Genomic DNA, 7,220 nt, shown 5'->3' on the forward strand with positions numbered 1-7,220 from the left:
AACGAGGTGAACGCCATGCTGCGGATCGACCAACTGCGCCTGCTGCCGGACCAGCCGGAATCGGACCTGACGGCCAAGTGCGCCCGTCTGCTGCGGACAGACCCGTCGTCCCTGCGGGACCTGACGGTGCTGCGCCGCGCCATCGATGCACGGGAGGGTCTGACCTTCGTCTACACCGTGGCCGTCTCCGCTCCGCAGGAGGCCGCCCTGCTCCGCCGCTGCCGCGATAAGCGCGTCACCGCCTACGTACCGGAGCATTACGTCCTCCCCGCCCCCGTGGCTCCGCCGGAGGTGCGCCCCATCGTGGTGGGCGCAGGCCCCGCGGGCCTGTTCGCCGCTCTGGTACTGGCCCGCTGCGGCGCCCGCCCCATCCTGCTGGAGCGCGGGCAGCCCGTGGAGCAGCGCAGCCGGGACGTGACACGCTTCTGGCACACCGGCCAACTGGACACTGAGAGCAACGTCCAGTTCGGCGAGGGCGGCGCAGGCGCTTTCTCCGACGGCAAGCTGAACACCGGCACCCGCGACCTCCGCCACCGCTACATCATGGAACAGTTGGTGGCCTGCGGCGCACCGGAGAGCATCCTCACCGACGCCCTGCCCCATGTGGGTACCGACAAGCTCCATATTGCCCTGCGGAACCTGCGCCAGCAGCTGCTGGACGCCGGTGCGGACATCCGCTTCGGTGCGCGGCTGGAGGGCTTCACCGCACAGGACGGGGCCTTGACTGCCATCACCTGCCGGCAAGGCGATTCCCTTTACACCATTCCCGCCCAGCGGCTGATCCTGGCTCTGGGCCACAGCGCGCGGGACACCTTTGAGACGCTGTATGGATCCGGCCTCGCCATGGAGCCCAAGCCCTTCGCCATGGGCGTCCGCATCGAGCACCGCCAGTCGGCGGTGGACGCCGCCCGCTACCGGCAGCTGGCGGGCCATCCCGCTCTGCCGCCTGCCACCTATAAGCTGTCCTGCCACCTGCCCAACGGCCGCAGCGCCTTTTCCTTCTGCGTCTGCCCGGGCGGGCAGGTGGTGGCCGCCGCCTCGGAGGAACAGCGCGTCGTCACAAACGGTATGAGCGAGTACGCCCGTGACCGTGAGAACATCAACGGCGCCCTGCTGGTAAACGTCACACCCGCCGATTTCCCCGACGGGCATCCTCTTGCAGGCATCCGGCTTCAGCGGCAGCTGGAGGACGCCGCCTTCGCCTTGGGCGGCGGCGATTACCGCGCCCCCTGCCAGCGGGTGGGCGACTTTCTGGCGGGCCGCCCCTCCACCGGTGCAGGTACCGTGCAGCCCAGCTATCTGCCCGGCGTCACCTACACCGACCTGCGGCGCTGCCTGCCCGCCTTCATCAGCGAAACGCTGGCCCTGGCTCTGCCGGAGCTTGGCCGGAAGCTGCGGGGCTACGACGACCCCGACGCCCTGCTTACCGGCATCGAGACCCGCTCCTCATCGCCGGTACGGCTGGTGCGGGATGACCGATACGAGTCCAATATTCGCGGCATATACCCCTGCGGCGAGGGAGCCGGCTATGCCGGCGGCATCCTCTCCGCCGCTGCTGACGGTATGCGCTGCGCCGAAAAATTACTGGAGGTATACCGATGAAAAAGCTTGCTGTACTCGGAGATTTTCTGGAGCCGCATCACCATGCGCAGATCGACAGCACCGCGGCACGCTGCGGCTTTGCCGCGGACTATTATCCCGACGGCCACGTGCCTGCGGAGCTGGCCGGGCAGTACGAGGTGCTGTATGGCATGCCGGATCGCGCCGCCCTCAGGACCTTCACCAGCCTGAAGTGGTTCTGCGGCAGCTTCGCCGGTGTGGATGCCTATCTGGATGACGCCCTCTACCCTTCCCCCGACGTGATCCTGACCAACTCCTCCGGTGCCTACGGCGTCACCATCGCCGAACACCTCATCATGGTCACGCTGATGCTGCTGCGCCACGCTTCCGCCTACGTGCTGGAGGCCGCCGCCCACCGCTGGGGCCCCGTCCTGCCCATGCGTTCCATCATGGGCAGCACCATCACCGTGGTGGGCACCGGCGACATCGGCACCGAGTTCGCCCGCCGCGCCAAGGCTATGGGTGCCAAGTCCATTCGCGGCGTCCGCCGCACCATGAAGCCCGCCGACCCCGCCTTTGACAGCGTCCATACCCATGACCAGCTGGAGTCCCTCCTGCCGGACACCGATCTGCTGGTGCTGGCCCTGCCCTCCACGCCGGACACCATTGGCTTCCTGTCCCGCCGGCGCATCGCCCTGCTGCCCAAGACCGCCTTCGTCATCAATGTGGGCCGCGGCAGCGCCATCGACCAGCCCGCGCTGGTGGACGCCCTGAACGCCGGGCAGTTGGCCGGCGCGGCACTGGACGTGTTCGTGCAGGAGCCCATCCCCGACGGCGACCCCATCTGGGACGCCAAGAACCTCCTGCTGACGCCTCACGTCTCCGGCCAGCTGAGCCTGGGCTATACGCGGGATAAGAATGTGGCCCTGTTCTGCGAGGATCTGGAGAATTACGCCGCCGGCCGTCCTCTGGCCCGCTACGTCGACCGCAAGATCGGCTATTGACGTACATACGATAGAAAGAGCCACCCGCAGTCTTACGACTGCGGGTGGCTCTTTGCTCTCTCACAACCCATTGGGAGTGTTGACGCCGAAGCCCTCGCCCAGGATCTCATAGGCATCGCACACGATGATAAAGGCATCGGGATCCGCCTGCTTGACGATGGACTTGATGGCCACGATCTGAGCGCGGCTGAAGGCGCACAGGATCACGTTCTTTGCCTTGCCGCTGTATCCGCCCCGCCCCTCCAGCAGCGTCACGCCGCGGTCCAGCTCCAGCAGCTTGGCGGTGATCTCCTCATACCGTTCGGAAATGATGTAGGCCATTTTGGCACCGTTGCCGCCGTAGACCACGCGGTCCATCACCTTGGAGATGATGAACAGTGCCACCATGGCGTACAACGCCTGGGTCAGGTCGCGGAACACCGCAGCGTAGGACACCACCACGATGGTATCGATGGCCAGACACAGCGTACCGATGGACAGTCCCGGCAGCTTCAGCTTCAGAAGCCGCGCCGCCAGCTCCGTGCCGCCGGTGGTGGCGCTGTACCGCAGCATCAGACCGCAGCCCAGGCCCACGATGACGCCGCCGTAGACCGCCGCCAGCATGGGCTCCATGGGCCGAAATGTATACACACCGGCCAGCAGATCGATCATGCCGGAGCTCACCAGCGTGGCGTACAGCGTGGCGTACAGCCAGTGCCGCCCCACCTTGGTCCAGCTCAGGAGAAACAACGGCAGGTTCAGCACGATAATGGCCACGCCGATGGGGATCTGAGGAATGAAGAAATTAATGATCTGCGCCACGCCGGTGAAGCCGCCCACGCTGAGGTGGTTGGGGTCGAAGCACCAGTTGAAGCCCACGGCGTACAGCGCGCAGGCCAGCGTGATCATGGCGTACTGCGCAGCGATGCTCTTGATCTTTCCGGTCATAAACAGCGTCCTTTCTTTCCTCTCATGAAAATGCATATACAGTATACTATGCAGAACGCTGTTTGTCTACTGCCGTTTATTCCACCACCGGCGGGGAAAAAACGAAAAGCGCATCCGCTTCCGCGGATGCGCTTTCGGCTGCGCTCACTTATGATGTCCCAGATGGAAGTGGTGATGGTGCTTGTGGCCCTCCCCCTCCGGCTGGGGATCGAATCCGTCCTGCCAGTTGGAAAGCAGGAAGTAGAACAGGTAGATCACCGAGCTGATGGCCCATGTGATGGGATAGGCCCAGTAGACGTAGACGATCTCGTGCCGCCACTGCATCATCACGGTGATGTAGAGAATGCGGAACACGCACCATACGCCCAGCATGATGGACATGGGCACAAAGGCCTTGCCCGCGCCGCGGCACACGCTGGCGATGGCGTGGGAGAATGCCAGCAGGCAGTAGAACAGGCAGATGATCCGTGTCTCCAGCACGCCCAGCTCAATGACCTCCGGGGTACGGGAGAACAGCCGCACCAGCCACGGCGCCGCCAGATAGGTGGCGATACCGATGAGCTCGGCGATGATAGCCGCCGCCGCGATGCCGAAGATGGCGCCCTTTCTGGCACGGGGCTTCATACCCGCGCCCAGATTCTGGCCCACATAGGTGGTGATGGCCATGGTGAAGCTGGTGACGGGCAGGAACGCGAAGCCCTCGATCTTGGAATACGCGCCGTAGGCCGCCGTGGCCATCTTGCCGAAGGAGTTGATGTTGGTCTGCACCACCACGTTGGCAAGGCCGATCACGGAGTTCTGGATACCGGCGGGCAGGCCGTAGCGCAAGATCTCCCGCAGCAGCGGGCCGTCCAACCGCAGGGCCGACAGCTTCAGCTGATAGATGGTGCCCTTCTTAGACAGATGGATGACGCACAGCACGGCGCTGAGCGCCTGGGAGATGATGGTGGCCAGCGCCGCGGACCACACGCCCCACCGCAGCACCGCCACGAACAGCAGGTCCAGGATCACATTGGTCACGGACGAGACGATCAGGAAGTACAGGGGCCGCTTGCTGTCGCCCAGGGCGTTCATGATACCGGTAAAGGTGTTGTACATCACACCCGCGCCCACACCGGCGAAGTAGCACCGGAAGTAGCCGATGGCATCGGGCAGCACCTCGGGATCCGTGTCCATCCACAGCAGCAGCGTAGGGGTGAACAGTACGCCGATGACGGTGAGGATCAGGCTGCTGATGAGGCCCAGCAGCACGGCGGTGTGGACGGTTCGGGACACCTTGTCATAGTCCCCTGCGCCGAAATAGCGGGCGATGGCCACGCCCACGCCGCTGGCGGCGCCAGCGAAGAAGCTGATAAGCAGGAAGATCAGGGGGCCGGAGGCGCTGACGGCGGCCAGCGCGTTGTCGCCTAGGAAGTTGCTGACGATCAGAGAGTCGGCGGTGTTGTACAGCTGCTGAAACAGCTGGCTCAGGAAAACGGGAATGGCGAATCCGGCGATGAGCCGCCAGGGCACGCCGTGGGTCATGTCTTTGGTGGTGGCAGAGGCCAAGAGGGCTGCACTCCTTTCAAGATGAGGTGACAGCGGCGTTCAGAGCCGATAAATGGCCCCGACTGCCGGGGAGCGGTCGGGGTCTGGGTCGTTTGGAGATGCCGTCAGTTGGCAGGGGCAACCATGTCAACTGAGGTAAATATGCCTGATGCCATGCGGCTTTCACCGCATGGCATCGCTCAGGCTTTTCTGTCATAACTCAACACTATAGATTTTTATTTCTATGGGTTATTTCCTGTTGCTAAGCCCTTCAAGCTCAGGAGGAGTATCCATGTATAACTTATCGCTCCCAATGCTATTCAAAAAGTCTTTAATGATTGTTTCAATATCATATTTTAGCTTTTCAAAGAGTTTTCTTCGCTCCTCCTTATCTGCAAAATACTCGCTATAGTAAAGAGGTAAACTATCCATAAGCTCATATAAATGAATGCAAAGGTACCTATCAACATAGTATCCATTTTTACTTATTACTGCATGCTGATAATTAAGCTCAAGTCTACACATGCCCTTCTCGTCACTTTTTCGATAAATATTCCAGCTTGTCTGATTCGGAGAACAGTGGCTATACTTGTTTAGTCCATGTCTGATATTTTTTCTGTAGTCTCCAAGCGGAATGGATTGATCAACCACCTTATCTGCTGTCCACGTTCTTGCTGCTTGGCTTGCCTTGAGTTCGTCATTAAGCCATTTGTTTGCATTTACGTCACTTTGAACTACTGCGAACAAGCAGTCTAAGGCGTCTTCTATTGATCTCATGAGAGTTACAGCAGCAGAGTGGTAACCAGCAGCATTGATCATTCCAATACTATTCATGGTTCCAAGCAGATGTAATACTATTTGTTCAGCGGCTGACTGCGATGCAATCGATTTATTATTGGGTAATGGATGATTCGCAAAGATTTCCCATATCAATTTAATTGCTTTTTGGACAGGACTGCTTTCTCCGACGATATCAGAAAAAGGAGGTTGCAAGCTATTCATGTTCTCACCTCAATGGCCCGCTTTTTATTATATCACATCTCATAACGGATAGATTTTCGAACCCCGACCTGAAAATCACGATGTGCGAAACGACTCTTCAATCTTTATTGCGGTTTCTCTGTATCATCAGCCGATTCAAGCTGCAGCAATCTGTGGTCCTCCGTCAGCACCTTCATCTGACTAATAGCAATGGCGTTGAGTTTCGCCAGCCGTTCCGACTGCGATATTCCTTCATTGATGAACACGGCATTCAAGTTTTCCAAGTTTGACAGGCACACGAGCTGCGATACATTCGCATAGTCCCGGATGTTCCCCTTGAGATCCGGATGGGAATCCCGCCACTGCTTGGCCGTCATGCCGAACAGAGCCATGTTCAGAACATCAGCCTCGTTGGCATAGACCAAGGATATCTGACGGGCAGACAGTTCAGGCGGAATCAAATTCTCTTTGATGGCATCCGTATGAATGCGATAATTGATCTTGGCAAGGTTGCGCTTGATATCCCAGCCAAGCTGTTTCATTTCCTCGGTCTTGAGCCGCTCAAACTCTTTGACCAGGTAAAGTTTAAACTCCACGGAGATCCATGAGGCAAACTCAAACGCGATTTCCTTATGGGCGTAGGTTCCACCATAGCGGCCAGCCTTGGAAACAATGCCAATGGCGCCGGTCGCATCCACCCACTTCTGTGGCGTCATCACAAAGCTGTTCAGCCCTGCTTGACTTCTAAACGCATCGAATTCGACACGGTTAAAATCTGGATTGTAGAGTGTTTCCCACACACCGAGAAACTCGATGGTGTTTCTATTGCGAAGCCAGTTTTGAATGATGTACCGTGGATTGTCATTATCCTTGATTTTTGCAATGTCTGTCAAGCTGAGAAAGTCATCACGCTTGAGATCCCACTGCACATTGATCTCTGTTCCGCGAACAATTAGCTTATCCATCTTCACCGCACCTCCCAGCAGTTAACTCTTTTAAAAGTCCTTGACACCCCTCCAGCACATCCCGCCAGGTCGCCTCGAAGTCCTCGGTGTACCACGGGTCTGCCACATTGCCTGGATGGGCGGTGTGATCCATCAGGAGGGACATCTTTTCGGCGTAGTCGCCGCCGCAGATACGGTACATATCCCGGAGGTTGGCCTGGTCCATGCCGATCAGGAGATCGTATTCGTCGTAATCCCGATTTGTCAACTGCCGTGC

The 7,220-nt window shown here is 59.3% G+C and carries 7 protein-coding genes; 2 read left to right on the forward strand and 5 right to left on the reverse strand.

The features are described 5' to 3' along the window. Window positions 1–15 precede the first annotated feature (15 nt). Both ACZM22_RS07170 and ACZM22_RS07175 read left to right on the forward strand, forming a co-directional pair. A complete protein-coding gene (locus tag ACZM22_RS07170) occupies window positions 16–1,602 on the forward strand; it encodes an NAD(P)/FAD-dependent oxidoreductase (RefSeq protein WP_489543583.1) in 1,587 nt (528 codons plus the stop codon). Then, complete coding sequence (locus ACZM22_RS07175) at window positions 1,599–2,564, forward strand: D-2-hydroxyacid dehydrogenase (RefSeq protein WP_489543584.1); 966 nt, start codon at window positions 1,599–1,601, stop codon at window positions 2,562–2,564. Before ACZM22_RS07170 ends, ACZM22_RS07175 begins: the two co-directional genes overlap by 4 nt. Before the next feature lie 60 nt (window positions 2,565–2,624). On the opposite strand, the gene ACZM22_RS07180 is transcribed toward ACZM22_RS07175, so the two are convergent. The 5 genes from ACZM22_RS07180 to ACZM22_RS07200 all read right to left on the reverse strand — a co-directional run. Beyond that, window positions 2,625–3,491 (reverse strand): YitT family protein, encoded by an 867-nt coding sequence (locus ACZM22_RS07180; protein WP_483267901.1) that lies wholly within the window; start codon window positions 3,489–3,491, stop codon window positions 2,625–2,627. 144 nt (window positions 3,492–3,635) lie between these two features. Beyond that, window positions 3,636–5,039 carry an MATE family efflux transporter gene (locus ACZM22_RS07185; protein ID WP_489543585.1) on the reverse strand — a complete coding sequence of 468 codons (1,404 nt, stop codon included), beginning with the start codon at window positions 5,037–5,039 and terminating at the stop codon, window positions 3,636–3,638. 228 nt (window positions 5,040–5,267) lie between these two features. Then, on the reverse strand, window positions 5,268–6,020 hold the full coding sequence (locus tag ACZM22_RS07190) for a hypothetical protein (protein WP_487816489.1): 753 nt from the start codon (window positions 6,018–6,020) through the stop codon (window positions 5,268–5,270). A 104-nt stretch (window positions 6,021–6,124) separates the two neighbouring features. Further along, window positions 6,125–6,964, reverse strand: coding sequence for a KilA-N domain-containing protein (locus tag ACZM22_RS07195; RefSeq protein WP_487816490.1), 840 nt, complete (start codon window positions 6,962–6,964; stop codon window positions 6,125–6,127). Then, a partial coding sequence (locus ACZM22_RS07200) for an arsenate reductase/protein-tyrosine-phosphatase family protein (protein ID WP_489543586.1) occupies window positions 6,957–7,220 on the reverse strand: 264 nt, incomplete at its 5' end. The genes ACZM22_RS07195 and ACZM22_RS07200, both read right to left, overlap by 8 nt.

It is taken from the genome of Vescimonas sp. (assembly GCF_057856985.1).

Coding starts and splice junctions, on each gene's coding strand:
- ACZM22_RS07170 (WP_489543583.1), top strand. CDS start 16: ATGCTGCGGATCGACCAACTGCGCCTGCTGCCGGACCAGCCGGAATCG.
- ACZM22_RS07175 (WP_489543584.1), top strand. CDS start 1,599: ATGAAAAAGCTTGCTGTACTCGGAGATTTTCTGGAGCCGCATCACCAT.
- ACZM22_RS07180 (WP_483267901.1), bottom strand. CDS start 3,491: ATGACCGGAAAGATCAAGAGCATCGCTGCGCAGTACGCCATGATCACG.
- ACZM22_RS07190 (WP_487816489.1), bottom strand. CDS start 6,020: ATGAATAGCTTGCAACCTCCTTTTTCTGATATCGTCGGAGAAAGCAGT.
- ACZM22_RS07195 (WP_487816490.1), bottom strand. CDS start 6,964: ATGGATAAGCTAATTGTTCGCGGAACAGAGATCAATGTGCAGTGGGAT.